Origin of the sequence: Anaerostipes sp. AF04-45 (genome assembly GCF_003461725.1) — a bacterium.
Classification (GTDB): domain Bacteria; phylum Bacillota; class Clostridia; order Lachnospirales; family Lachnospiraceae; genus Anaerostipes; species Anaerostipes caccae.
Genome location: NZ_QTXQ01000003.1, coordinates 294,060 through 318,323 on the forward strand (window position 1 = coordinate 294,060; position 24,264 = coordinate 318,323).

The following is a 24,264-nucleotide window of genomic DNA, read 5'->3' on the forward strand; positions in this document are numbered from 1 at the left end:
GTGAATGTATCCATCTTACCATCTCATCCGATCCAAGTCAAGACTGATTTCTGTCACTTTCTGCCGTAAATCCTGCCAAGGCTCAGATCCTTGGGCTTTTTCACTTTTGGGGAACTTTCAATGCCTTTGACCATGTATTCACCAAATGAGACAGGCAGATCTTTCTCGATCGAAAAAAGCTCTTTTAACTGTTTTTTACTTTTAAGAATCAGCACGGATTTTGCGATTTCTGAATGATCTAAAAGCTCCTCTATCATAGTATCATCAATCTGTCCGTTGGTAAATACGATCACCTTTAAATGCCCGAAGTTTAATTTTTTCGGCTGAGTTTGCTCAAAACTTTGATTTGTCTCATTAAAAGACCTGCCTGAGTAAACCACAGACTTGGACGGCACTTTCGTTCCCTGATTGTCCTGAGCCTTGGAAAAATCTGCACAGGAATAATCGATCAGATACCCGTTCTCTGTCTTTTCAATGCCCATTGCCAAAACATAACTGCTGTCCTCGATGTCCCCGGCTTCTTTGCAGCCCGTAAGTGCCGCTGCAGTGACTGCGGCCATCAAAAGGCTAATGATGATCTTTTTCATGAGTGCCTCCTCTCCGTTCCAGCCAAAACAAAACTGCCGGAATTAAAATTCCCAGCAATAGATTAGCAAAAAGGAACACAGAAATATAATTTTCCCAAAGACGGACCATGGGGATCAGAAATCCGGTGATTAAAAACAGTCCGCCGTAGGAAATCCATCTGCCCCATTTCTTTTTTCCCGCAAATGTGTTTTCAAAACTCCAGTTTCCATAGAACAGGTATCCGCTCAGCACACAAAAAACTCCAACAATCCAGAATGCGATCAGAAAAATGTCCAGCCTTGCCATGATCCCCCCTGGCATTGCTACATTCTGTGCCATGGAGATCACCGGAAACGGGTCCCTCCTGATCATCTGAAGCCCCAGGCTTCCCGCCGTGGCGGCAAACACTCCCGCCGATAAAATTATGATTCCGAGCAGTGTCTTTTTATTCATTCCCTTTTCCTTCATATGCCCCTGATAAAACCACACCAGTTCCATAGGATGAAACAGTGCGAGCACATACAATCCGCCCACCGCCAGGTTCTTCGGTTCAAACTGCCGGATCAGAAAGGGTTTCACAGAAAACTCCGTCATGCTGAGAAGAAGGATAAAAATAAATGGGATCAGAATAAACCAGAACAGCCCTTCCATGACTCTTGCCCTGTCGTCCAGCCCCTCTCCGTTCATCCGGAAAGCCAGAAAAATAACCGGCAGCCCGATCCAGTAAATATTCATATACGGAAGCAGGAACACTCTGGCCAAGAGCAGCATGTATGCATAAAAAAATGCAGCGTTTATAAAAAATCTCACATAATAGAGAAAGGAAATCACCCGGTGTTTTTTTAATACTTCTTCCATAGTCAGACTGCCTTCTGCTTTTTGTACAAGCCATGGATAGCAGACTGCGGCAATGGCTCCAAGGAGTACCGTATAAAGCCCTGTTTCACCAGATTTCAGGGCAGCTGCCTGGGGAAGGAACATGCCCACTCCGCAGAAGGTTTCCAGAAGAAAGATCCTGCTTCCCTGCTTTTTAGAAATTTCAAGATTCGCCGTCCACATGATGTTTCCTCCTTCCCTGACGTTTTTTCGCCCCGTCCTTCGTAAACCATGGCCTGAAGATCATACGCCTGATAGGCATCCGCACCATATAGTCCTCCCAGGGGTCCGTCTCTTCCACCGTGGCTGATACGGTCGGAAACAGATACGGGATCCCATAGCTCTGAAGCTTCATTAAATGGATCGCAATCGCAAGGAATCCGAGAAAGAATCCATAAAGCCCCCATATCGCACAGACAAGCATAATAGAAAATCTCAATAGCCGGAACACCCCTGAAAAGCTCTCATTTGGTATAGAAAACGACGCGATGGCTGTAAAGGCTACAACAATTACCACGATTGTGCTGACAATATTAGCGTCAACCGCCGCCTGTCCTACGATCAGACCTCCTACAATTCCTATGGTGCCGCCCAGCTGTCCAGGCAGACGGATACCCGCTTCCCTTAAAAGTTCAAACGCAAGTTCCAAAAGCAGTACTTCCACAACCACAGGGAAAGGCACTCCCTCCCTGGCTGACACAATGGACAGCATAAATGGTGTGGGAAGAATCTCGGGATGATAATTTGCAATGGCAATATAAAATCCCGGCAGCCCAATGGCAATAAAAGAAGAAATGTATCGAAGGATTCTGGCAAATGTGGCAACTTCCCACCGGTTATAGTAATCATCACTGGCCTGAAAGAAAATGTTCAGTGTCACCGGCAGCACAATGACCTCCGGAGAATTATCCACCACGAGCACAATTCTTCCCTCCATGAGTCCGCTTGCCGCTTTGTCCGGTCTCTGAGTCAGCTGATACTGGGGAAACGGAGATTTGCTGTCCTGCTCCATGAGCTGTTCCAGCATTCCGCTGTCAAAAATTCCGTCAATATTCAGTTCATCCAACTGTTTTTTTATTTCTTTTACTACCTCATCTTTGGCCAGATCTTCAATATACATAAGCGCTACATCTGTTTTGCTCCTTGTTCCGATCCTGAGCTGGACAACCTTCATTCTCGTATCCCTGACCCGCCTTCGGATCAGAGCCGTGTTGGTCCTGAGGCTTTCATTAAAACTGTCCTTCGGACCGATCATGGCTACTTCCCTGTCAGCTTCCTGCACTCCTCTGGTAGGGAAAAACTTGCTGGATATAAAAATTCCCTGATCAAGCCCGTCAAAAAACAGTACCGTATCTCCTGATAAAACGGCCGTGACAACTTCATCCATGGTCGTGACCATCTTCCGGTCTGCACTCTCAATGACCCAGGAGGTCACAGACTCTTTCAGAGGGTGAAGAGGGTCTGTGAGGAGAGGTTCCAATACATTTTCCTGGATCATGTCAGCTTTGGCAAGACCGTCCGTGTAGATCACATACATTCCTGTGTTTTTTTTCTTCCCAACGTAAAACTTCTTTTTTACAATATCATTGCAGTCTGAAAATACCGCTTCGAGATATGCAATATTCTGCTCCAGATCCTTTGATATTTTACCTTTCATTTTGTGATTTTTATCATGAAATCGATCCATTTTTTCACACCACCTTTGAAAGTAGTATGAGCAAAAAAAAGAACTCTATGCGCACGCACAGAGTTCTGTCTGAAAGTCCACGGACCTATTTTTCTTCTTCCTGGATCTTTTTGATTACCGTCTCTTCCTGATTGTCGATATGACGTTTCATGATCTCTTTCGCTCTCTCTTTGTTGCCTGCGAACATGGCTTCCACCAGTTCCTCGTGTTCTTTGAGAAGAACCGCATGATATGCCGTATCCTTGACATATTCCAGACGGTAGCGGTAAATCTGTTCTCTCAGATTATTGATGATCTGGATCAGCCGCTTATTTTGAGTCGCCTCAAAGACGGCATCATGAAATTCCACATCACAGTCTGCGATCTTAGGATTATCATCCGTCTGGATCGCCTCACGGAAATTGTCCAGGGCTTCCTGAATCTTCTCTCTGGAACCATCATCCAGGCGCTCCGTGGCAAGTCCTGCCGCCAGTTCTTCGAGAGAGCTTCTCACTTCCAGGACATCTCTTAAATCTTTTTCCGTGATGCGGGCTACTTCCGCGCCCTTTCTCGGAATCATGACGACCAGACCCTCAAGCTCCAGCTTCCTTATGGCTTCCCTGACCGGGGTACGGCTGACTCCGAGACGGTTTGCCAGGGCAATCTCCATCAAACGCTCTCCGGGTACAAACTCTCCGGTAATGATTGCCTGTCTGAGTGTATTAAACACCACATCCCTCAGCGGCAGATATTCATTGACGTTCACTTTTAATTTATCACTGCTCATCTTTCGTTCCCTCCAATTATGATTCTCTATTGACCGGCGCTACCACATAGGCCTGCTTCACATCTTCAAAAGATCTTAGATTGGAAAGGGCTCTCTGCGCCTTTTCCTCTGAAGCAAATATTCCAAATACCGTCGGTCCGCTCCCGCTCATGAGTGCACTCTCGGCGCCCTGTTTCAGCAGGAACTCTTTGATCTCATGGATCACAGGGTATCTTGGTATGGTGACTGTCTCCAGAACATTTTCCATCCTCCCCGTGATCCCCTTCAAATCCTGATTTTCAATGGCAGATATCATTCCTGTAATATCCGGGTGTGATAAAAGGCCCGGCACGTCCAGATTCTCATACACAGTTTTCGTGGACACACTGACCCCAGGCTTGGCGATCAGTATATGGCAGTCCGGCACAGGAGGCAGCTTTGTAAGCTTTTCTCCAATCCCTTCTGCCAGTGCGGTTCCTCCTATGACACAATAAGGCACATCCGCTCCCAGCCCGGCTCCGATCTCACACAGTTCCTCTTTCTTAAGTCCAAGTTCAAACAGCCGGTTCATTCCTCTCAGTGCTGCGGCACAGTCAGAGCTTCCGCCCGCCATGCCTGCGGCGATAGGGATACGCTTTTCCAGATACGCTTCCACGCCGCTTTTGATTGAATACTTTTTCTTTACGGCTGCAATGGCCTGACAGACAAGATTCTGTTCATTGACCGGAAGAAATCTAAGATTGGCGGAAAGTGTAACGGAATCACCGGAAGTCTTTTTAAGCTCCAGCCGGTCAAAAAGACCCACCGTCTGCATGATCATCCTTACTTCATGATACCCGTCATCTCTCCGCCTTACTACATCCAGCCCTAAATTTACTTTTCCATAAGCTTTCAGAACTACCTTTTTCATCTGTACTCCTCACTGTCTCCTACCGCTGAAACTTAGTATTGTATACAGAACATTATAGTATTGTTCCTATAAAAATGCAATCCTATTTATCAATTCCATCCAATTTCTTTGACAATTAACAGTTTATCACCCGGCTTTACTTCCTCAATACCCTCATTTTGATCGCGGATATCGTCAACGGTAGTAAAATAACGTTTTGCTATGGACCACAGAGTATCTCCGTCCTTCACGATATATCCGACGATTCCCGGGATCTTCTGCAGTTCTTCATAATCCAAAGGCTGCTCAGCAACATTTGTCATGATCTTTTCTGCTTTTTTGTGGAAAGAGATGAAGTCAAATATCACATTTGCTTTAATCTCGATCTCATCCCCTTCCGTCGGTGTGGCGCTGATATGATCCAGCATAACATCCAGCTGATAATCGTCCTCTTTCATCAGACCCTTAGCCTCAATAAAGTAAGAGAACGGTTCCATGTAGGAACTGCTCATCACCGGGTTCTGGTCCTCACTGGACAAAAACAGAACATCTGCCATTAGGACACCCTCCACCTGGAGCCCCTGCTCTTTGACTTCCACATCGTCTATATTGCAGCTTCCTTTCACAGAAAGCACCTGCAAAAGTTTTCCCGGCTCCTGCTCGATGGAAAAACGCTTCGCCATCTTCATCGTAGCCTGATTTTTTCCAATCAGAGATTCAAATGCAAAGTCTTTGTATTCCGGCACCAGTGTTTTTTTCATTGTATAGCAGTCTCCCACATAAGACAGCACCTGATCTTCGTAGACTTTAATATCACACTCTAGAGTTGCGTCAACCGATACCACTCTCTCTTCTCCGTCCACGTCCGGACGAATCTCCAGCTGATGGTTTCCAAGGGAAATGTGGATCTTGCCGATCATTCCCGGTGCACATTCATAACACTCCAGCTCTGTATGCAGCGGGATCTCCCATCTTGCATACTGGACCGGAAGCTGTTCATCCTCTCCGAGATATAAGATAAACACATGCATATCACCCTGTATGTCGATGCTGTGGTCTTTTAATTTTCCCTGTACATTCTCAAGCTCCACCTGGCTCCAGAGTATCTCATAGATGTTGGATTTATTGGCCGGCAGCACCAGTTCCTCTTTCATTCTGGCAATATCCTTTTTATTGACGATCAGGTCTGTCACCTGGACTTCCTTTTTCAGGGAAGATATTCCGTCGCCCAGAACATCGATAATGCCTTCCTCTTTAATCTCCTCGTTGACATGGAGGGTCAGAGTCAGAAGAATCCTTATACTCAGTTTCCTGGAATTGATCAGCACTGTGTTGATGTCATCAATGACATAAGAAACTTTCACATAATCTGTCGGCACAGCGCCGTCCATATGTATATACTCCTCAAAAGGGAGAACAAAATCTAGAGACTCTAAATAGGTCCTGGCGTCAATTGTCCCGTACAGACCTGAAAAATGGAATTCTCCTTTGATCCGGATACGGTCCACCATCATCTCTGTCTCCTGCATGATCACCAGCCCTTTAGTCTGAATCATCTTCTCCACATCCGGCTTCGTATCAGGCACATTACAGTCCTGGTCGATTGTTATTTGTACCTGCTTTCGTTCTTTTGCGACGATTCCATAAAAATCCTTTTTGTTAAAATCCATAAAAAATTCCTCCCTGTCTTGTATATACAAATATATTCAGACAGGAAGGAATCTATTCCTTCAAGATTAAAATTGTATCCGGTACAGTGTCAGCCTTCCAGCAGCATCATCCTGACATCTTTCGTGATCACATCCTGATAACTGAAACTGACCGTTTTACTTTTGGTACTGCTGTCGTCTTCAATCTCTACCAGAAAAATGTTCGGATATGTCTCCGTAATGACTCCCTGTGAAGTTACAAACTTGTGTCTACCTTTATTTGAGCTGATCTTGATTTTGCTGCCAATGCGCTCCTGAATTGACTTACGAATGCATTGAATATCCATCTGTGTCATTCTTTCACCCCATTCTATCTATACAGAACTCGTGACACCTTCTGTATACTGTAAACTTTATTGTATCATTATAACCGAATCCTGTCAAATCTATACATGGGATAACCAGAATGTTACATATCCTGTGGATTATTTTCCATATCTTCTGACGGCTGTTCCTGTACCGTCTCATCATCTGCCGCTGAGCTTTTAGCATCTTCGCTGAAATCTTCCTCTTCCTGTTCAGAAGATTCTTTCTTGGCATTAAAAATTTCCATAAACTCTTTTCCCGTGATCGTCTCTTTCTCGATCAGGAACTGTGCCGCCTCATCCAGGATGTCCATATTGGCCCTGATCAGGTCAAGTGCCTTTTTATATGCATCTTTTAAGATTTCCATAACCACCTGGTCTACCTTTGCGGCGGTGGATTCCGCACAGTTCATAACAGGACGTCCGTCCAGGTAACGGTTGGTAATGGATTCCAGACCGATCAGGCCGAACTCTTCTGACATACCGTACTGTGTCACCATGGCTCTTGCGATGGCCGTGGCCCGTTCAATATCGTTGGACGCGCCGGTTGTCACCGTATGGAACTTGATCTCTTCGGCCGCACGGCCTCCAAAGAAAGATACCAGGTCTGCCAGCATCTCGTCTTTTTTATTCAGGTACTTCTCTTCCTCCGGTCTCTGCATCGTATATCCGAGCGCTCCCATGGTCCTTGGAACGATGGTAATCTTCTGCACCGGCTCAGACTCCTTCTGAAGCGCCATGACAAGCGCATGTCCCACCTCGTGGTATGCAACAATCTGTTTTTCTTCTTTGCCGAGGATACGGTCTTTCTTTTCCTTTCCGGCGATGACTACTTCTACAGCCTCAAAGAGGTCTGACTGAGACACATACTCCCTTCCTGCCTTGACGGCGGCCAGCGCCGCTTCGTTGATCATATTGGCCAGATCCGACCCCACTGCCCCTGATGTAGCCAGGGCGATCTCTTCAAAGTCTACGCTCTCATCCATCTTGACATCTTTGGAATGGACTTTTAATGTCTCGATTCTTCCTTTCAGATCCGGACGCTCTACGATGACGCGCCGGTCAAAGCGTCCCGGGCGCAGAAGCGCTTTATCCAGCACTTCCGGGCGGTTGGTAGCAGCCAGAATGACAAGTCCTTTGGAAGTATCAAATCCGTCCATCTCTGATAAAAGCTGGTTTAATGTCTGTTCCCGCTCATCGTTTCCTCCGCCCTGGATGCCGGTGTCACGGCTTTTTCCGATGGCATCGATCTCGTCTATAAATATAATACACGGAGCCATAGACTGTGCCTGCTTGAACAGGTCACGGACTCTGGACGCACCGACACCGACGAACATCTCTACGAAATCAGAACCGGACAGGGAGAAAAACGGAACATTTGCTTCTCCCGCCACTGCTTTGGCAAGCAGGGTTTTACCGGTACCCGGAGGCCCCACAAGCAGTGCTCCCTTGGGCAGTTTCGCACCGATTTTTAAATACTTGTCAGGGTGATGCAGGAAATCCACCATCTCGGTCAGCGACTCCTTGGCCTCCTGCTGTCCCGCAACGTCGGCAAAAGTGACACCTGTCTTTTTCTCCACATAGACCTTGGCGTTAGATTTTCCTACGCCCATCATGCCGCTCTTTCCGCGCATCATAAACATCAGCAGTCCAAAGATAATGATGGCAGGCAGAATGCTCACAAGAACACTCATCAGGACCTCAGATCCGTCCTTTGCCTTTGCCTGGTAATTTTCGATCCCTGCCTTCTCCAGCCGGTTGACCAGCTGATAATCAGGTACGGGAAGCTGGACTACTTTGTATGTAGTCTTATACAGCGGGTTCTCTGATTCTTTCGGGATGACCGTGATCACATCACTTTCAAACACAACCTTTTTAATTTCTTTTTTCTCGATCATCTTGACAAACTTGCCGTAGGAAATCTCGGTCTCTGTACCGTTTTTCCATTTGCCTACTACAAAGTTAAACAAGACAGCCACTAAAATGGATGTAATCAAAATCGATATAATCATCTGAATCGAATTCTTGTTATTTTTATCCGGTTTCTTCTGTCTATTATCCACGAACGCTTTTCCTCCTTCGATCTTCTCAAGCATTTATAGACTCCATTATATGGTTTCACTGCTTGAAAATCAATAAAACAATTCTAAAGTTTTTGTGACATATCACAAAAATACTACGTCTTTTTCATAATTCTGGCTCTTGATCACGATATATGGATACGAATATCCTTTTTCCTGCTGCCGCTTCGGAACTCCGATCAGATTCGTGTCAATATAGACATGGCCTTCATCCATAGTCATTTTTTTCACCCGGATCTTATATCCGCTTCCGGTCTGTTTCCCATATCCGATCACATAGTACATTGTCTCTTTCATAGAATACGTAAAATGAAAAACTTTATCCTTCTGTTCATTAATTCTTGCCGCTAATTCTTTCGGCAGATTTTCTTTTTTGCAGACTGCATAGTCTACATTCTCTTTTGCGCCATGCTTCTCCTGTCTTAAACATCCGGCACAAAAGCAGCCTAAAGTCATCATGAATAACATGATATAGATATATCTTTTCATAGAGCACTCCGTTTTTTTATTAACATATGAAAAAAGAAAGCTTCTCATGAATTCTTTTAAGAAAGTATCTCTTTGATCAGCGGCTCCGGCATCTTCCTCTCAGACTCAATTGTTACGTTTTTCAAAAAATGCTCTTTTGCTTTTGCCAGCTTTTCTTTATCATTGGCGTATATGACTGCCAGCCCTTCTCCTTTTCTTACTGACTCTCCTTTTTTCTTCCGGAGTACCAGTCCCACAAACGGGTCGACCGCGCTTTCTTTCGTCTCTCTTCCTCCGCCCAGCAGGAGAGAACAGACCCCGATCTCCTGGGTATTAAAGGCAGTGACAAATCCAGTTTTTACAGAAGGGATTTCTTCTATATAATCTGCCCTGCAGAAATTTTCCGGATGTTCGATCCAGGACGGATCTCCACCCTGTGCCATGACAAATTCTGTGAATTTATGCAGCGCGCTCCCGTCCGTGATCTTCTGTTTTAATATTTTTTGTGCCTCCTGCGGCGTTTCTGCTCTCTCTGCCATACAGAGCATCCGGGAGCCAAGTGTCAGCACAAGCTCCGTAAAATCTTCGGGGCCTTCTCCCTTGAGTGTATCAATGGCCTCTTTTACTTCCAGCGCGTTGCCGACTGCTCTCCCCAGAGGCTGATCCATATCCGATATGACCGCTGCCATATTTTTTCCGGCAGTTTTCCCGATCCGGATCATAGCCTCCGAAAGCTTCCTTGCATCCTCAAAGTTTTTCATAAAAGCACCGCTGCCGCACTTCACATCCAGAAGTATAGCATCTGCTCCGGCTGCAAGCTTTTTGCTCATAATGCTGCTGGCGATCAGCGAGATCTGATCTACTGTAGCCGTCACGTCACGAAGTGCATATAAAAGCTTATCTGCCGGTGCCAGGTCTTTTGTCTGTCCCATGATCGCTATGCCCACGGATGCTACCTGTTCCATAAACCTCTCTTCTGTAAGCGCAGTCTGAAATCCCGGAATGCTTTCCAGTTTATCAATGGTGCCTCCTGTATGCCCCAGTCCTCTTCCCGACATTTTTGCCACAGGAACACCACAGGATGCCGCCAGCGGTCCCAGCGCAAGAGAGGTCTTATCCCCCACTCCTCCGGTGCTGTGCTTATCTGCTTTTATACCCGGAACTCCGGACAGATCCAGCCGGTCGCCGCTCTCTGCCATGGCCATCGTGAGTTCAAAGGTTTCCTGTGTGTCCATTCCCCTGAAATACACTGCCATCATCATTGCCGACATCTGATAATCCGGAATATTTCCATGTAAATAGTGGTCTATCATCCACCTGATTTCTTCTTTTGAAAGGGAATACCCATCTCTCTTCTTCAAGATCAGATCATACATTCTCATAGGGCCGCCTCCTTTAAGCATACAATGCGTCCATTAATTGAATATTTTATCCTTATTGTACCATAATAATAACAGAGTATGTATTGACTTATGTACTTATATCTGAGATAATAAAACAATAATAATTACTATTATAGAATCAGGAGGTTATGTGGAATGCCAAATTTAAAAGGAACGAAGACAGAACAGAACTTGATGGCTGCATATGCAGGGGAGTCACAGGCACGTACAAAATACGATTTTTATGCAAGCCAGGCAAAAAAAGACGGCTATGTGCAGTTCGGCAACATCTTTGCTGAAACCGCATTAAATGAAAAAGAACATGCAAAAATCTGGTTTAAACTATTACATGACGGAATGCCTTCAACAGAAGTGAACTTAAAAGATGCTGCTGCGGGAGAAAATTTTGAATGGACAGATATGTATCCAACGTTTGCCAAAGAAGCAAAAGAGGAAGGTTTCGATGAAATCGCAGCACTGTTTGAGATGGTTGCAGACATCGAAAAACGCCATGACGAACGCTATCAGCAGCTGACAGAAAATATCGACAAAGGGATTGTTTACAAGAGAGATACTGAACAGGCATGGATCTGTACAAACTGCGGACATGTACATTACGGAACCGAGGCGCCTGAAGTATGTCCGGTCTGTGCACATCCGAAAAAATTCTTCCAGATTCATTCAGAAGACTATTAAGAAAACAGAGACGGCAGCAAAAAGCCGCGGCAGACTTTAAAGTCCTGCCGCGGTTTTTTAATAAAAGTTCCGTATCCACTGATCTACCCTGCGTGCTGAGGGATAGATTCTTTTTTGCTTCTTTGTTTTAAGATTGATTCTGTAATATCTCATTGTCCCGGAGACCGGTTTTGCATAGACAAGTGACCGGCTGCTGAAAGACAGCACCGAAGACGGGCTTTTGATCTTTTTTGAATGAACCTTTCTGCCTTTTCCGTTAAGCTTCCTGCTCACAAGGCGGTCCGTACTCTTTGTGTGCTGCCGGTTGTAAGTACATTCCAGATAATAAAGCCGTTTTCCATAGATTTTCATCCTCGCCTGGTTGGCTTTTTTCGTGATGCACTTTGCCTTTTTGCCGTTTGTCCTGCTCACATAGATCGGAACACTTCTCGCATCGGTGGCAAATCCATTTGTATAAAGCCTGTTTCCTGAAATCAGCATGTGACGCACGTTCCGTCGCACAAGATACTTTTTCTTCGTCTTCAGATTAAAACGATACAGATGCTGATCGGAATCATAGGGGTAAACAGAATAATACAGCCATTTTCCATATTCGGCCTTTACCGTTATGCCATAAGTATTCTGATGCGTCAGCAGTTTCTTCCATTTTCCTTTTTTCTTCCGATACAGCATGGCTTTCGGACGGCTTCCCTGATTTTTGACTGATGCCTTATAGCGGTGTTTTCCCACTTTATAAATATTGTTTTCTGAATAAGCTGCATACTTTGCAGATGCTGCCGAAGCCTCCCTCGGAGCTGAAAATGTAATACTGAGCAATCCTGTAAATAAAAGAACGGTCAGTCTCCGAAATATTTTTCCTGATTTTTTCATACCTATGCCCTTCCCCTCATTGTAAGAAAAAGCACACAGGAACCATAAATTCCTATGTGCTTTTTACGCTTATTTTTTCTTCACGGATAAAATCTGCATGTTTGCCTGGCCTTCCAATGCTCCGTAAGTAAAGGAGATCTTTGTGCCCGGTTCCATGTCATTTAAGGCATCCATAACCTTTTCATCCTCAATGATGAACGTCTTGTATTCCCCGTTGGACATCTTTACTTCCACTGAATTACTGTCGCCGAAACCATTGTACACTCCAGTTGCACTTACCGGTTTCTTCTTCTCATCCTTTTTGTCTGCGATCGTCGCTTCTGTGGTAGTTTTGCCCGCTTCCGTTGTCGCTTCCGTCTCCTCGGTAGCCACCGTAGAAACTTCCTCGCTGGCCGTCGTCTCCTCTGATTCAGCCGTTGTGGCTTCTGTGGAAACCTCAGAACTCGGACTCTTCTTTCCGCATGCCATCAGGCCGACAGCCCCGATCATCAGCATACATGTTATAAGTAAATATTTCTTTCTCATGATTTCGTTCCTCCAATTGTACTTCTGTAACATTTGTAACATTTAGATTAGTACCAGTATACTTCATTTTTTTCCGAATTACAAGACGATATCATATCCGGCACCCCGGACACATACAATTAGAGGTAGAACTTTGAGGAGGGCATATTGTGAACGACAAATACAAAATACTTTTAGATCAATATGATCTGCATGTTGATTATTTAAAAAGAGGCCGCGGCGAGATCATCTGCGGCACTGATCAGGGGTTATTTGCCCTGTCTGCTACGAAACTGTCCGAAGAACGTCTGGCTGTCGAGCATCAGTGGAAAGAAGAATTGATTGACCAGGGATTTACAAAAATTGACCAATATATCGAAAACAAAGAACATGAATTTATTTCTTATGATAAATACTATGAGCCTTTTGTTATGAGAAGGACTTTCAATGGTACAGAATGCAATATCCACTCTCCTTCCGATCTGTCTTCCGCCTGCAGGAATCTTGCCTCTTTCCACCGCGCTTCAGGCAGAATTCCCTACCGTGCGGACTACGGAACGCCTCATTTCTCCCTGACAAAAAGCTATCATCAGCGGAGACGGGAGCTCAAAAGTATTTGGAAATATATCGGGAGCAGAAAAAACAAAGGAGACTTCGAGTATCTTTTTTTGCAGGAAATTCAGCCATTTTGGAAACAGCTTGAGGATTCCAGCGCAAAAATGGAAGAACTTACAGGGTTAAGGGAAGGATGGTGCCACGGTTCCTACAACCATCACAATGTATTGATGGGACCCCATGGGACTGCTACACTTCACTTTGAACATTTTTATTATGGCTATCCTCTGACCGATCTGTATTATTTTATCCGAAAGGCTCTGGAAAAAAATGAGTATCAGTTCAGTATCTGTGAGACTATGCTGAAAGGCTACAGTAAGGTTCAGCGCCTCACAATGAATGATTATTCTTTTTTGTATGTGCTTTTTTTATACCCGGAAAAGCTTTGGAAAATCTCAAATCAGTACATGAATCATAAAAAACACTGGGTATCTCCAAGATATCTCAATAAGCTTCAGGATATTGTTGATTTAAAAGAAAAAAGAGAGAAATTTCTTTTACAATATCACAACTTTTATAATGTTTTTTAGGCCCAGATAAGTTATAATAAAACATAAGGAAAAACGTAAAGGAGGAGCACTACTATGAACTATCAGGAAACATATCAGGAATGGCTTAACAATCCATATTTTGATGAAGCTACAAAAGAGGAACTTAAGAACATTCAGGATGATGACAATGAGATCAAAGAGCGGTTTTACTCTGACCTGGCTTTTGGAACAGCAGGCCTTCGCGGGATCATCGGTGCCGGCATCAACCGTATGAATATCTATGTAGTCCGCAAGGCGACTCAGGGACTCGCAGACTACATTCTGGAACAGGGCACGGACAAAAAGCGCGTTGCCATTGCTTTTGATTCCCGGCATATGTCTCCGGAATTTGCTGACGAAGCAGCGCTGTGCCTGGCAGCAAACGGCATCAAAGCATATATTTTTGAATCACTCCGTCCGACCCCGGAATTGTCCTTTGCAGTCCGCTACTATAACTGCATTGCTGGAATTAACATTACTGCCAGCCACAATCCTCCGGAATATAACGGCTATAAAGTATACTGGGAGGACGGTGCGCAGTTTACGCCGCCTCACGACAAAGGGGTAACCGCCAAGGTCAACGCCGTCACAGATATTTCCAAGGTTAAGACCATGTCCAGGGAGGATGCAGTCAGTGCCGGATTATATGAGGTAATCGGCTCAGAAGTCGACGATGCATACATCGCCGAAGTAGAAAAGCAAGTACATAATCAGGATGCGATTAACCAGATGGCATCCAAATTAAAAATTGTTTATACTCCTCTGCACGGAACAGGAAATCTCCCTGTCCGCCGCGTATTAAAAGATTTAGGATTCCAGAATGTCTATGTAGTGCCGGAGCAGGAACTTCCCGACGGGGCTTTTCCAACCGTAAGCTATCCAAATCCGGAATCCAAAGAGGCATTTGAACTTGGCCTGAAGCTTGCCAGAGAAAAGGATGCCGACCTTGTATTGGCAACAGATCCTGATGCCGACCGTCTCGGAGTCTATGTGAAAGATTCAAAGACCGGAGACTATATCGCTCTGACCGGCAACATGTCCGGTTCTCTTCTGTGTGAATATGTCCTAAGCCAGAAGAAAGCCATGAACGGATCACTTCCGGATGACGGAGCCGTTGTAAAATCGATTGTCACAACCAATCTGGTAGACGCAGTGGCTGAGGGCTACGGCGTAAACCTGATCGAAGTGCTCACAGGATTCAAATTCATCGGACAGCAGATGCTGAATTTTGAAAATACAGGCAAAGGAACTTACCTGTTCGGTCTGGAAGAAAGCTACGGCTGCCTGATCGGAACTTATGCAAGGGATAAGGATGCGGTATCCGCAACCGTGGCACTCTGTGAAGCTGCTGCATATTATATGACTCAGGGCAAGACCTTGTGGGATGCAATGACCGACATGTATGAGAAGTACGGCTATTATCTGGATAAAGTGAAAGCCCTTGAATTCGCAGGACTGGACGGAGCTGAAAAGATCCAGAACATGCTCAAGTCTCTGAGAGAGAACCCGCCGAAAGAAATCGGAGGGCTCAAGGTATTAAAATCCCGCGATTACCAGAACGACACGATCACGGATCTTACCACCGGTGAGACAGTGCCAACCGGACTTCCAGCTTCTAATGTACTCTATTACGAATTAGAAAACAACGCATGGCTTTGCGTGCGTCCTTCCGGAACCGAGCCTAAGATCAAGTTCTACTATGGGGTGAAAGGTTCCTCCATGGAGGATGCAGAAGCTATCGGTGCCAAGATCGAGACCTGGGTAGGACAGTTTTCATAATCATGAATCTATGACAGAAAAGACGGATCAGGAGGATTCCTGCTCCGTCTTTTTTCTGCCCTGTTTATGTGATAAAATGAATGTAATAAAACTTCGGCACAAGCATTACAGACAGGAGGTTGATTATGGGCGGATATCAGATAAAAGTCATCATAAAAAACAGCAGGCCACCGATGTGGAGACGTATATTCATTCCTGACTGTATATCATTTTCCGGTCTCCACGAAATTATACAGGCCGCATTCCAAAAATCCGGGCGGTGTCTGTTTCGTTTTGAAATCCCTGTGCACCATCAAAGAATCTTTGATAATTCTCTGCTGATCGATTCTTACATGAAGGATAAACAATTTATTGATTACACATATATTTTAAAGGGAAAGACAGAGTTTCGGATAGAGACAGAAAAATTAATCCCCGCTTACCAAAACCGTTTTCCGGAAATCATAAAATATAAAGGTGATTTCCGTGCAGATACCCGTTTGGAAGATCTCAATCTCTCTATGAAGGAAAACCTCTGCTTCTTGGAGGACGGAACAATGGAGCCTTCAGAAATCCTCAGAAAAAAAACAGAAGACGTCCCGCCCTCTTTTTCTTCCGATTCCCTCGGGGATGTTTATCTTCAGTATACAAAAGACGATCTTCTGGAGATTGCCCATATCCATCAGCTGGACCACTGTTCACAGATGGAAAAGCCTGATCTGGCCTCATATCTTTCTGAATATATCATAAAACCTGACGCTATGGGCAGCTTTTTTCTGACCCTTACGGATCTTGAGATCCGGGCATTTGAAGCTGCGCTGGATGGATACTTCCCCATTGATGACGAAGATATCTTTGATGCCTTTCTGGATGGAGGCTACTGTGCCGTTGATGAGGATGACGAAATTTATATTCCGCCGGATGTATCTGCATCCTACTCCGCCATGAATACTGAGAATTTCAGGAAACGCAGGGAGCTGACATGGAAACAGATTCAGTACTGTTATTACTGTGTCCGTATTTTCGGAGCCGCGCCGCTTGAGCATATTGCAGAACTGTACAACGAGTATGAGCAGGTACAGATCACGCCCAGGGACCTGATCAACCTTTATTTTCTGCCAAGCCCTCATGCCTTCAGTTTCGGATATCATAATAAAATGTTTGTAGACTCTATGCTTCTTGAAGATCCCAGCCTCCTTGAGGATATTTCTTCGATCCGGAAGGACTATGCCTATTATCATCCATCCCGTGAAGAAATTTTTCAGGGAACCTTTGATAACGGTCAGGCATCTCTGAAATTTACTTCTTATCTGGTTGATGTGCTGGGATTTAAAGTGACAGAAGCTGTGGATCTCACAAATCGGATCTCTTATATTATGAAGGTTGGAGCTGATCCGGAACAGATCTTTGAGATGCTTCAAAAAGGCGATGTAGCCTTCGCAGATCAGGAACAGGCAGACAACTTTGCGGGGAGGATGATGGATCTTTATGCGGACACCCGCCTGTTCATAGCTTCCGGTCATACCCCTGCAGAACTGGAACAGATGGAACATCAGGAAGATTCCTGAAGCCATTCACCTTTTTTTCATTACAGATGTTTCTATACTAGAAGGTATTATGGAAGTTATATAACTTTTCTCCTGAATATCATATCATTGGCCACTAACTCTCAAAAACGTGATATTTACATATTCAGGCATATACTTTCTGTCAAAAAAAGACCCTGCCCTTTAAAGGCAAGGTCTTTTTTCTGTTATTTGGTTGTGCTGCCGAATCCGCCGTTGCGGACTTCTTTTGCATCATCGTCTATGGTCACACCATATTCCATAAAAATACCCTGTACGATCCCTGTTCCTGCTTCTACTCTCACAATTTTTCCTTCATTGGAATCATTGGTGAGCTTGACAAAAATATGTCCCTCGTTGTCTGAATAAAAGTAATCACTGTCGATGATCCCCACCGTATTGTTCATCTGAAGGCGGAACTTAAACCCAAGGCCGCTGCGCGGAAACAGATTCAGTACCCAGCTTTCTTCCATATACACACGAATGCCTGTCGGTATCTTGATCGTCTCACCCGGTTTGAGTTCAAAATCAACCGGACTGTAAAAGTCGTATCCGGCGGAACCTCTGGTGGCCCTCTTTGGAAGCTCAATACTGTCAAAAATCTGTCTCACTTCATCCTCGGAGGTACCCTCAAAGGTATCCTGCCAGCTTTCTAAAAACTGTCCAAAACTTACTTTATGGAACTGTGCAATCTTTTTCATTTGTTCTCCTATAATCTCTTTAATAAGTCTTCTCTTCTGTCTTCAAATCCAGGTTTTCCAAGCAGGGCAAACATATTTTTCTTATATGCTTCCACTCCAGGCTGATCAAATGGATTTACGCAGTTTAAGTAACCGCTCATACCGCACGCAGACTCAAATGTGTAGAACAGCTGCGCAAGATGGTATGCATCCATCTTAGGAATATCAAATCTTAAGTTCGGAACGCCTCCGTCCACATGAGCTAAGATGGTTCCCTTCATAGCGTTTTGGTTTACGAAGTTCATGGTCTTGCCTGCCAGATAATTTAATCCGTCCAGATCGTTTTCTTCTGCTTCGAGCACAATGTCTAATTCCGGTTCTTCCACGTTCAGCACGGTCTCAAAGTGATTGGAAGATCCGTCCTGGATGAACTGGCCTAAAGAATGCAGGTCTGTGGAGAAGTCAACAGATGCAGGGAAGATGCCTTTTCCGTCTTTTCCTTCGCTTTCTCCGTATAACTGTTTCCACCACTCAGAGATAAAGTGAAGGTTCGGCTCGTAGTTTGCGAGGATCTCCATGCCCTTTCCTCTGCGCATGAGAATGTTTCGGATGGCAGCATAGAGCATCGCCGGATTTTCATTAAACGGTGCGTTTAAGAACATCTCTCTTCCGTCCTGGAATCCCTTTACAAACTCATCAATGTCAATTCCCGCAGCTGCGATCGGAAGGAGTCCTACGGCTGTCAGGACTGTAAAGCGTCCCCCTACATCATCCGGCACAACGAAAGTCTCGTATCCCTCGTCTGTGGCAAGTGTCTTCAATGCTCCCCTTGCCTTGTCTGTAGTGGCGTAGATGCGCTTGTTTGCTTCTTCTTTTCCGTATTTGTCTTTAAGAAGCTTTTTGAAGATACGGAATGCAATGCCGGGTTCTGTCGTCGTACCTGATTTAGAGATGACATTGACAGAGAAATCTCTGTCTCCGATCACATCGATCAGCTGTTTAACATATGTACCGCTAATATTATGTCCGGCAAAGTATACTTCCGGAGCTTTTCTCACTTCTTTGTCCAGCTTATTGTTAAAGTTGTTGGACAGCCCTTCGATCACGGCTCTGGAACCTAGGTAGGATCCTCCAATACCAATGACAACCAATACATCGGAATCACTCTTAATCTTTTCTGCAGCTTTTTTGATTCTCGCAAACTCTTCTTTATCATAATCCACAGGAAGGTCGATCCATCCTAAGAAGTCATTTCCCGGGCCTTTTCTTGACAGCAAATACTCTTTCGCATCCGCAACCTGCTTCTCGATCATGTCGATCTCATGGTCTCTGATAAAATCTTTTGCGTTGCTGTAATCAAACTTAATTTTTCCCATGTCTTTCTCCTTTACTGTTGTCTCTCTTGGTTAAATGCGTTATCTATATTTTAACAAATAACGCCCTTCTGTTCAATAGTCCGGGAGCTTTTTCAGCGACCGGAATTCAAATCCTTTTGCCTTCATATTCCTGATAACGGTCTCCAGCGCTTCGGCGTTAGACTGGGATACATTGTGCATCAGCGGAATGGCTCCATTATGGTAATTTTCTTCAAAATGCTGAACTACATAGTCCTTGCCCGGCTGGCTGTTCACATTAAAATCCACATATGCCATACTCCAGAAAATTGTCTTATATCCGAGCTTCTTTGTCAGCGCTAATGTATGTTCGCTGTATTCCCCCATAGGCGGGCGCATAAACATATCCATATCATAACCGGTTGTTTTTTTGCAGTATTCCGCACAGTCGATGAGTTCCTGCTTATTGTCCCTGTCTGAAACCGTTGGCATGCTCTTGTGATGGACCGTATGATTTCCCACCACATGCCCCTCTTTCTTCATTCTCTTTACTAACTCCGGATCTTCCCGGATAAAAGGCTTCGTCACAAAAAATGCCGCCGGAACTTTCTCTTTCTTTAATACATCCAAAATTTTGGGCGTAAAACCATTCTCATATCCGCAGTCAAAGGTCAGATACATCACTTTCTTATTTTTCGCCTTCGTATCCACAGAGTATGCGTCATATTTGGACAGATCCACATTCTGTGAAAATTCCGGCTGCTGATGTTCTTTATTTCGTTTCAGCCACCATCCTTCTTTTGTATTGCTTCCCTGGCTGATCACCTTCGTAGTCTCCACCTGCGCCTCTTCCTTTTGGCAGCCGGCAAGACCAAGCATGCAAATGATACAGAATAATAATAAAACTTTCCTCATAGTTTGATTTCCTGCTTTTTTATTATTCTATTATGTATACATTAGATTTATAATCCATTTATAAAATCTTTCACCGCCTGCATTTCTTCATCGGTCAGTTCAAATTCTCTGGATGCGGCCGCTTCCTGCCAGTGTCTTTCTATTTTTTTTGCTTCTTTCTTTTCTTCCTTTACCTGCTCCTTTTCTTTCTGCTTCTCCTTCTGCTTTGCCTGTTCTTCTTTTTCCTGTTTTTTCACAGATTTGAGATAGCGGTTTGGAAGAATATTTTCAAGAAAATGGATCAGATTGGCTCTGACCAGCTGTTTTTTTCCGTCAAAGGTGACCAGCCTGTCCACAAACACAAGAAACAGTCCGGCCGACAGGCTTAAAAACAGACTCTCTGCCACAACACTTAAATCGGCTCCTTCTATGTATCCCCGTACTGTTCCAAGACAACCCAGGAAAAAACTCAAAACGGCACACAATCCGGTGATCTGTTCCATGATCTCGGAAGACACTCCTGCTATTTTGTGATTTTTCATATACTTGTCCACAACACAGGGAATGTTGTTCAGGTTGGCCTCCAGCTGATAGTAACTTTCGAACTTTTTTTTCAGCACTCCCATCCACTGTTTCTTATTTCCGTCCATCTCATAAGAATCTCTTAAAAGCCTGCGGTAATTCCTCCAGACAATAAGTTTTGACAGGACACCTGCGGCCATAACTGCAATCAGTCCCGGTAAAAAAAATGCGTTTTTTAATACATCCATGATATTTCTCCTTCTTCCTTTATGATTCTTATATTATAAAATCACAAAGAGGGGAATACACGGATTATTGCCTTACAAAGTTTGACGCTTCTTTGTCTAAAATACCGTGAATCAGTCTAATTATATGCTTTATTGCAGCTTCCTCAAATTCGCTGTAATTTACTGTTGCTGTGTGGTCGCACTTGTCGGAGATGGCTCTTAAAATCACAAAGGGTACGTCATTTAAGTATGCTGTCTGGGCCATGGCCGCCCCTTCCATCTCCGCACAATACCCGCCAAAATTCTCGATCAGCCAGTGTTTCTTTTGGTCGCTGGAGATAAACTGGTCGCCGCTTAAAACCCGCCCGGTAAAGCATTGGATATCCGGATTGGCCTTTTTGCAGGCTTCCTCCGCCTCTTTTATCAGTGCGGCATCCGCCTGGAACACAGAACACTCCATACGCGGGATTTCCCCCAGCTGATAACCAAAGCCCACGGCATCCATATCGTGCTGTACGGCATCGCTGGAGATCACAATATCCCCAATCTCAATATCCTTATACAGGCCGCCTGCGACCCCGGTATTGATCAGTTTTTCCACACCAAAGCTGTCGATCAGTATCTGCGCGCAAACAGCCATGTTTACTTTTCCAATGCCGCTCATAACGACAACCGTATCATTTCCCCAGAGCCTTCCCTCATAAAAATCCATGGAGGCTTTTGTCTTCTTTTTTACATTCTCCATAGAAGAGATCAGGGATTCCACCTCTTCCTGCATTGCCCCGATAATTCCTATTCTCATAAATCATTCTCCTTTTTACTGTCATTATTTCCGTCTGATAAAAATTATAACACAGCTTCCCCATCTATGTATTCTCCGATTTTTATGATATAATACGGATTACCCATATGGTATTCAATAAAAACATCAGGAGGTAACTACGATGGTTTACAAGACAAAAGGCGTCTGCAGCAGCGCTATTGAATTTGAAATAGAAGACGATATAATAAAAGACATACAGTTCCGGGGAGGCTGCCAGGGAAATACCACAGGCGTGGCAGCCCTTGTAAAAGGAATGTCAGTAGACGAGGTGATCGAACGGCTTTCAGGCATCCAATGCGGTTTCCGCGGTACCTCATGTCCTGACCAGCTTTCGAAAGCTTTAAAGGAATATAAAGAGACTCATTGACATCTGTTTAATTGATGGAGGTATTATGAAACGAATCGTATTGACCGGAGGGGGTACTGCCGGACATGTCACTCCGAATATGGCATTGGTACCTGCACTGGAGAAAGAGGGATATCAAATCAGCTATATAGGCTCCAAAGAGGGGATGGAAAAGAAGCTGATCGAAGACATTGGTCTTCCCTACTACGGTATTTCCTCCGGTAAACTCAGAAGATATTTTGATGTGAAGAACTTTACGGATCCCTTTCGGGTCATGAAGGGTTATTTTGACGCTAAAAAAACATTAAAACAGTTGAATCCCAATGTGGTGTTTTCCAAAGGCGGATTTGTCACCGTACCTGTGGTCATGGCGGCTAAGCATCTGCGGATCCCTGTCATCATCCATGAATCTGACATGACACCGGGTCTTGCAAATAAATTAAGCATTCCAAGTGCCAATAAGGTTTGCTGCAATTTTCCGGAAACCGTAAAACATCTCCCAGAAGGGAAAGCTATACTTACTGGTTCACCGATCAGAGAAGAATTGTTTACCGGTTCTAAGGAAAAAGGCCTTAAGCTTTGCGACTTTATATCTTCAAAACCTGTTCTGCTGATCATCGGCGGAAGCCTTGGTTCCGTAGCGATAAACAATGCGGTCAGGGAAAATATTGATGAGCTGTTGGAGGATTTTCAGATCATCCATATCTGCGGGAAGAATCACCTGGAATCTATGCTTGCAGGCAAAAGCGGTTACCGCCAATTTGAGTATGTGAAAAAGGAACTGAAGCATCTCTTTGCCTGTGCAGACGTTATCATCTCCAGGGCAGGGGCCAACGCCATCTGTGAGCTCCTGGCCCTCAGGAAGCCAAATATCCTGATTCCGCTGGGATTAAACGCCAGCCGGGGAGACCAGATCTTAAACGCCCAGTCATTCCAGCGGCAAGGCTACAGCTATGTACTGAACGAGGAGGATGTCACCTCTAAGTCCCTGCTGAACGCAGTGCACGAGGTTTATAACAACCGGGCAAGCTATGTGAATGCCATGAATCAGAGCGAACTTTCCGATCCCATCAGGACCATCGTTAAGCTGGCCAACGAGCTCGCAAGAAAATAGACGGATCAACCAAGTATTCCATGCAAGAAAATAGTCAGGCCCTTTAAAATGAGATGAAGGGCTTGACTATTTTTATTCGTAATTATTTTACCTGTTGAACTGTTTACTTCACGATGCTCTCAAGCTGGGGCAGGATTTCATCTTCCGGATGGCTGGAGCCGTGCTGTCCGATACAACTAGACGGCTTAGTCTTCCCGTGGTAATCACTTCCGCAGGTCACGAACAGTTCATACTTTCCGGCCTCATGGCTGAAAAACATAGCATCCTCCGGTGAGTGATAGCTGCTGAAGGCTTCCACCCCATCAATGCCGGAAACGGCGATCTCTTTCCAGAGTTCCATATGGTCCTTTAAGTTCACTCCCGGATGCGCCAGCACTGCCTTTCCCCCGCTTTCATGGATCTCAGTGATCACCTCTTCCATAGAAGGGAACTTTATGCCCACATGACAGGGTTTTCCCTGGGAGTAATAATCCCAGTAAAAATTCACGTAGGGATTGCTGCTTCTGTCTCCTCCCGGACGGTAAGGCAGGAGCAGCTCATGTTCCTTATATTCTGGTTTATTTAATAGAACTTCTGCAAACATCTCCCCTGTCCAACGGTTTTTCCAAAACATAGTTTCCGTCAAGGCTTCCATGTCTTTCTCAGACACATCAAATCCTAATTTTCTCGTCTCCTCAAGCATCTTAACCGATGCTTCACTGCTCTGCTCTGATATATTGTCCTCGATCTTTTGAAAAGCCGCGTCCCTTTCATCGATTCCATAACCAAGAACATGCAGGTTAACCCCTTGAAAGGTACAGTCAATCTCTACCCCTGAGATAAAATGAATCCCCTCTTTCTGGGCTGCCTTTCTTCCTTTTTCCACGGCCCGGACACAGTTATGGTCCGCAATGGCCATATACCGGATGCCCTCCTCTTTGCATTTTTGCACTAATTCTTCCGGCTGAAACTCCCCGTCATCGCTGTAATAAGAATGCATATGTAAATCTATCATAAAAACCCATACCTCCCGAATATCTGTACACCAGTCACCTTAATATATAAATACCGTCTTTTGCCGATTGAAACAATACTAAT

24 protein-coding genes are annotated in these 24,264 nt (G+C 44.7%); 6 read left to right on the forward strand and 18 right to left on the reverse strand.

Annotated elements, in window-relative coordinates; translation table 11 throughout:
* Window positions 1–53 precede the first annotated feature (53 nt).
* The 10 genes from DWV34_RS06440 to DWV34_RS06485 all read right to left on the reverse strand — a co-directional run bounded on the left by DWV34_RS06440 (window position 54) and on the right by DWV34_RS06485 (window position 10,709).
* Window positions 54–587 (reverse strand): Ger(x)C family spore germination protein, encoded by a 534-nt coding sequence (locus tag DWV34_RS06440; protein WP_009290188.1) that lies wholly within the window; start codon window positions 585–587, stop codon window positions 54–56.
* Window positions 568–1,626 (reverse strand): GerAB/ArcD/ProY family transporter, encoded by a 1,059-nt coding sequence (locus DWV34_RS06445; protein ID WP_009290189.1) that lies wholly within the window; start codon window positions 1,624–1,626, stop codon window positions 568–570. The genes DWV34_RS06440 and DWV34_RS06445 overlap by 20 nt, the downstream gene beginning before the upstream one ends.
* A complete protein-coding gene (locus tag DWV34_RS06450; protein ID WP_022261119.1) occupies window positions 1,607–3,130 on the reverse strand; it encodes a spore germination protein in 1,524 nt (507 codons plus the stop codon). Before DWV34_RS06450 ends, DWV34_RS06445 begins: the two co-directional genes overlap by 20 nt.
* 85 nt (window positions 3,131–3,215) lie before the next feature.
* On the reverse strand, window positions 3,216–3,896 hold the full coding sequence (locus tag DWV34_RS06455) for a GntR family transcriptional regulator (RefSeq protein ID WP_006568174.1): 681 nt from the start codon (window positions 3,894–3,896) through the stop codon (window positions 3,216–3,218).
* A gap of 16 nt (window positions 3,897–3,912) precedes the next feature.
* Window positions 3,913–4,785 carry a 4-(cytidine 5'-diphospho)-2-C-methyl-D-erythritol kinase gene (gene ispE / locus DWV34_RS06460; RefSeq protein ID WP_009290191.1) on the reverse strand — a complete coding sequence of 291 codons (873 nt, stop codon included), beginning with the start codon at window positions 4,783–4,785 and terminating at the stop codon, window positions 3,913–3,915.
* An 89-nt stretch (window positions 4,786–4,874) separates the two neighbouring features.
* Window positions 4,875–6,434, reverse strand: a complete 1,560-nt coding sequence (locus tag DWV34_RS06465) for a DUF3794 and LysM peptidoglycan-binding domain-containing protein (RefSeq protein ID WP_006568172.1) — start codon at window positions 6,432–6,434, stop codon at window positions 4,875–4,877.
* Between the two features lie 89 nt (window positions 6,435–6,523).
* Window positions 6,524–6,769, reverse strand: a complete 246-nt coding sequence (locus DWV34_RS06470) for a Veg family protein (protein WP_006568171.1) — start codon at window positions 6,767–6,769, stop codon at window positions 6,524–6,526.
* A gap of 113 nt (window positions 6,770–6,882) precedes the next feature.
* The gene (ftsH, locus tag DWV34_RS06475; protein ID WP_118475757.1) at window positions 6,883–8,874 is read right to left on the reverse strand and encodes an ATP-dependent zinc metalloprotease FtsH; all 1,992 of its coding nucleotides are present in this window, start codon (window positions 8,872–8,874) and stop codon (window positions 6,883–6,885) included.
* A gap of 69 nt (window positions 8,875–8,943) precedes the next feature.
* Window positions 8,944–9,348, reverse strand: coding sequence for a protease complex subunit PrcB family protein (locus DWV34_RS06480; RefSeq protein ID WP_009290194.1), 405 nt, complete (start codon window positions 9,346–9,348; stop codon window positions 8,944–8,946).
* Between the two features lie 56 nt (window positions 9,349–9,404).
* A complete protein-coding gene (locus DWV34_RS06485) occupies window positions 9,405–10,709 on the reverse strand; it encodes a pyrimidine-nucleoside phosphorylase (protein ID WP_009290195.1) in 1,305 nt (434 codons plus the stop codon).
* A 156-nt stretch (window positions 10,710–10,865) separates the two neighbouring features.
* Here DWV34_RS06485 and rbr point away from each other — a divergent pair, with 156 nt between their 5' ends.
* A complete protein-coding gene (gene rbr, locus DWV34_RS06490; RefSeq protein ID WP_006568167.1) occupies window positions 10,866–11,405 on the forward strand; it encodes a rubrerythrin in 540 nt (179 codons plus the stop codon).
* A 57-nt stretch (window positions 11,406–11,462) separates the two neighbouring features.
* On the opposite strand, the gene DWV34_RS06495 is transcribed toward rbr, so the two are convergent.
* Both DWV34_RS06495 and DWV34_RS06500 read right to left on the reverse strand, forming a co-directional pair.
* Window positions 11,463–12,275: a hypothetical protein gene (locus DWV34_RS06495; protein ID WP_006568166.1), complete on the reverse strand. Its 813-nt coding sequence runs from the start codon at window positions 12,273–12,275 to the stop codon at window positions 11,463–11,465.
* A gap of 69 nt (window positions 12,276–12,344) precedes the next feature.
* The gene (locus tag DWV34_RS06500) at window positions 12,345–12,800 is read right to left on the reverse strand and encodes a hypothetical protein (protein ID WP_022261120.1); all 456 of its coding nucleotides are present in this window, start codon (window positions 12,798–12,800) and stop codon (window positions 12,345–12,347) included.
* A 149-nt stretch (window positions 12,801–12,949) separates the two neighbouring features.
* Between DWV34_RS06500 and DWV34_RS06505 the strand changes: the two genes are divergently transcribed.
* The 3 genes from DWV34_RS06505 to DWV34_RS06515 all read left to right on the forward strand — a co-directional run bounded on the left by DWV34_RS06505 (window position 12,950) and on the right by DWV34_RS06515 (window position 17,250).
* The gene (locus DWV34_RS06505) at window positions 12,950–13,924 is read left to right on the forward strand and encodes a phosphotransferase (RefSeq protein ID WP_006568164.1); all 975 of its coding nucleotides are present in this window, start codon (window positions 12,950–12,952) and stop codon (window positions 13,922–13,924) included.
* A 54-nt stretch (window positions 13,925–13,978) separates the two neighbouring features.
* Entirely contained in the window at window positions 13,979–15,703 is a 1,725-nt protein-coding gene (locus tag DWV34_RS06510; RefSeq protein ID WP_009290199.1) for a phospho-sugar mutase, read from the forward strand.
* 125 nt (window positions 15,704–15,828) lie between these two features.
* On the forward strand, window positions 15,829–17,250 hold the full coding sequence (locus DWV34_RS06515; protein WP_118475759.1) for an IS1096 element passenger TnpR family protein: 1,422 nt from the start codon (window positions 15,829–15,831) through the stop codon (window positions 17,248–17,250).
* Window positions 17,251–17,435: 185 nt separating this feature from the next.
* Here DWV34_RS06515 and DWV34_RS06520 read toward each other — a convergent pair whose 3' ends face one another.
* The 5 genes from DWV34_RS06520 to DWV34_RS06540 all read right to left on the reverse strand — a co-directional run bounded on the left by DWV34_RS06520 (window position 17,436) and on the right by DWV34_RS06540 (window position 21,706).
* A complete protein-coding gene (locus DWV34_RS06520) occupies window positions 17,436–17,948 on the reverse strand; it encodes a deoxyuridine 5'-triphosphate nucleotidohydrolase (RefSeq protein WP_006568160.1) in 513 nt (170 codons plus the stop codon).
* An 8-nt stretch (window positions 17,949–17,956) separates the two neighbouring features.
* Window positions 17,957–19,303 (reverse strand): glucose-6-phosphate isomerase, encoded by a 1,347-nt coding sequence (locus DWV34_RS06525; RefSeq protein WP_006568159.1) that lies wholly within the window; start codon window positions 19,301–19,303, stop codon window positions 17,957–17,959.
* 72 nt (window positions 19,304–19,375) lie between these two features.
* On the reverse strand, window positions 19,376–20,176 hold the full coding sequence (locus tag DWV34_RS06530; protein WP_009290201.1) for a delta-lactam-biosynthetic de-N-acetylase: 801 nt from the start codon (window positions 20,174–20,176) through the stop codon (window positions 19,376–19,378).
* A 47-nt stretch (window positions 20,177–20,223) separates the two neighbouring features.
* A complete protein-coding gene (locus DWV34_RS17135; RefSeq protein WP_006568157.1) occupies window positions 20,224–20,925 on the reverse strand; it encodes a hypothetical protein in 702 nt (233 codons plus the stop codon).
* Window positions 20,926–20,989: 64 nt separating this feature from the next.
* Window positions 20,990–21,706: a 5'-methylthioadenosine/adenosylhomocysteine nucleosidase gene (locus DWV34_RS06540; RefSeq protein WP_118475763.1), complete on the reverse strand. Its 717-nt coding sequence runs from the start codon at window positions 21,704–21,706 to the stop codon at window positions 20,990–20,992.
* A gap of 142 nt (window positions 21,707–21,848) precedes the next feature.
* Between DWV34_RS06540 and DWV34_RS06545 the strand changes: the two genes are divergently transcribed.
* Together DWV34_RS06545 and DWV34_RS06550 are read left to right on the forward strand one after the other, a co-directional pair.
* Window positions 21,849–22,094 (forward strand): TIGR03905 family TSCPD domain-containing protein, encoded by a 246-nt coding sequence (locus DWV34_RS06545; protein ID WP_009290204.1) that lies wholly within the window; start codon window positions 21,849–21,851, stop codon window positions 22,092–22,094.
* A 25-nt stretch (window positions 22,095–22,119) separates the two neighbouring features.
* Window positions 22,120–23,187, forward strand: a complete 1,068-nt coding sequence (locus DWV34_RS06550; protein ID WP_022261122.1) for an undecaprenyldiphospho-muramoylpentapeptide beta-N-acetylglucosaminyltransferase — start codon at window positions 22,120–22,122, stop codon at window positions 23,185–23,187.
* A 103-nt stretch (window positions 23,188–23,290) separates the two neighbouring features.
* On the opposite strand, the gene DWV34_RS06555 is transcribed toward DWV34_RS06550, so the two are convergent.
* Window positions 23,291–24,181 carry a PHP domain-containing protein gene (locus tag DWV34_RS06555; RefSeq protein WP_118475766.1) on the reverse strand — a complete coding sequence of 297 codons (891 nt, stop codon included), beginning with the start codon at window positions 24,179–24,181 and terminating at the stop codon, window positions 23,291–23,293.
* Between the last annotated feature and the right edge of the window lie 83 nt (window positions 24,182–24,264).